Below are 2586 nucleotides of genomic sequence, written 5' to 3' on the forward strand. Positions count from 1 at the left end.
CCATAACAGGCATACGGATATCCGTTATCACCAACTCGGGCAAAAACTGCTTCACATGCTGCCAGGCTTCCATTCCGTCCTTGACCAGTACACATTCATAGAGACCGGAAAATTCCCGTTCGATCATAGCTTGAAGTCCCATTCGAATATTTTTCTCGTCATCCGCAATCAACAGCTTGGTCGTCATGGTCTGCCCCCCCTCATCATGTATCGTTTAGGCAAAATCAGGGTCACTGTCGTCGATTGTCCGGGGATGCTGTCCAGTCTTATGCCATACTCTTCGCCATACTGCATACTCAAACGGCGATGCACATTATACAAACCGATTCCCCCATTCATCCCGGGCTCGTGGGAATCCATATCCATTCGCGCTAGACCAGCCATGATGGCGTTTCTTCTTTCTTCAGATATCCCCACTCCGTTATCCTGTATGCGCAATTCTATAATATCCTGCTTAGGGCAGGCTTCAATCGTGATGCTGAATGGGCTTTGCAATGTACTCCAACCGTGCTTGATAGCATTTTCGACTACAGGCTGCAGCGACATTTTCAGCATCTCCAGTTCCATAAACGCCGACGATAGATGAATTTCCAATCCAATTTGGTTATCGTGGCGAATGTTCATGATGGCCACATAATGCTGAATATGGCGGATTTCATCTCGCAACGCAACACATGACCCGGACCATTGGAGATTATAACGCATCATCGAGCCAAGGGAAGTAAGGGCATCCGACAGCGGATACTGTCGTTCTATCTCCGCCATCATTTTTAAATTTTCCAATGTATTATAGAGAAAATGGGAATCAATCTGATGCTTGAGCGCTAGCAGTTCAGCCTCCTGAGCAGCGGCCTGCTTGTGTACTGCCTCGGCAATGAGTCCGTTAATCCGACTCAGTAGACTGCGAAAATATAGAGCCAGCTCAGCCACTTCTCCCCGCCCATATACTGGAATTCTAAGCTGAAAGTCACCCTCCTGCTCTACTTTTTTCATGGATTCACGCAGTGTATGTAGCTGTTTGAGAATGAAGGCATGCAGGGTATAAGAAATGACGGACATAAACAAAATCAGCATACTAATAATGAGCAGCATGGCATTGCGTTTCTGACGGAGATCACCCAGCGGACCGTCCAGCGCCACCACATTTAGCAAATAGGCGTCCAACCCTTCTATATAACGGTACATGCCGAGATAAGGCTTATTCTCATAGGAAAAATCAAAAGCACCACCCGGTCCCTGAACCTGGGACTGAAACAGATGGTGCACATGGGACAGAGGGATCGAAATTGAATCTGATTGAGAGGAAGCTGTAGCTATATCGGTAGAAGACATTGGTTTATCAGCGTTCCTTGAGCTGGAATCGTCGCCGTCTAGAATGAACATTTGCCATGCACGATCACGTTGTGGGATTCCAAATACTCTAGGTGAAAATAGCTCCAGCCTCATGTTTGTTTCTACCAACCCTGCGTGTCTTCCTCCGGTAGACTGAATTTCACGCAGCAGTGCCATATACTGCACTGTCTCACTTTCCTGCCGGGATTGCCCCAGAAGTAAGCTTTTCGGCCCCTTGTACATTTCCCACCATATTTTCCCTTGTCGGAGTTGGGCCGTTTTCAGCCAGGAAGCCTTAGGCAATCGTGATTCATTAAAAATCATTGGCCATATTTCATGTGCCTGAGGATTACTCGTATACAGTCGAATGTTCTCTACATTGGGATTACTGTACAGCAAGTGCTGTAAATTTGGAAACACATTCAAGTTGAATTGGACCAGCTCATCGCTGCTTATATCACGTTCCTCGGTCAGATAACGAAGTACGTTGCGATCTGAGATCGCAAGCTGTGCGGTTCGCTCCATAATTTCCATATTGCTGTGAATATGGGCCAGCTCTGTATCCAACACATACTGATTTTGTACGGTAATGTCTTGCATGGTATTCTCGTACAGTTGGTGAAAGGTATATAGCGAGAACAATACCACCGGAATTAAAATGACTCCGATATACGCGACAATGAGCTTAACTTGAAGAGAGCAACCGCCAAGCCGATCGGCCGTCCCCTTCATCCACTGCCATATAGTGCGGCGCAGCAGGCTCTTCATCTGTGAACGTGCACGGCCTGGCATGAAATCACATCCTTAGGGGTTCAATAGATTAAGTCATCGAATTAAATCATTTGGTGAACTGTTCAATTTTCTTAAGGTTTTCCTCATAGGCTTTTTGCTGATAGGCCATAACTTTGTCATATCCTGCTTTTCTGCGATCTTCCAAAAAGCGAGCAAACAGCTGGTCGAATTCCTCATCTGAGGAAGCCAGCAGCAGCTTCGGCAATGTCTTGCCCCAAATTTTATCTATCTGGCCTGACGCAATGCCCTCCGCCGAAGTTCCGGTCGGTTTGATATTGTCATATTGGGAGAAGCCTTTCGTCTTGCCTTTCGTCCAATCCTCTGGCTGCTTATACGGCTCGACGCTGGGCGGCGCCCACTGCAAATTCATATTCGTATCCATCAGCATCCAGAAGGTGAAGGAGGCTCCATATTTTTTATCAAAAGCAGAACGATCCTTGTTCAGCAGCTCCTGCACCTCTG

2 protein-coding genes and 1 pseudogene are annotated in these 2586 nt (G+C 46.9%); all 3 read right to left on the minus strand.

Annotated features, from left to right (window positions below):
* Positions 1 to 187 (minus strand): response regulator (locus GRP75_RS24040; protein ID WP_160790575.1); only part of this gene is annotated, 187 nt, incomplete at its 3' end.
* A complete protein-coding gene (locus tag GRP75_RS24045) occupies positions 184 to 2124 on the minus strand; it encodes a sensor histidine kinase (RefSeq protein ID WP_237449166.1) in 1941 nt (646 codons plus the stop codon). The genes GRP75_RS24040 and GRP75_RS24045, both read right to left, overlap by 4 nt.
* Before the next feature lie 46 nt (positions 2125 to 2170).
* Positions 2171 to 2586: pseudogene (locus GRP75_RS24050) on the minus strand (extracellular solute-binding protein); the annotation flags it as partial.

Source organism: Paenibacillus sp. OT2-17, assembly GCF_009827695.1.
GTDB lineage: Bacteria > Bacillota > Bacilli > Paenibacillales > Paenibacillaceae > Paenibacillus > Paenibacillus polymyxa_B.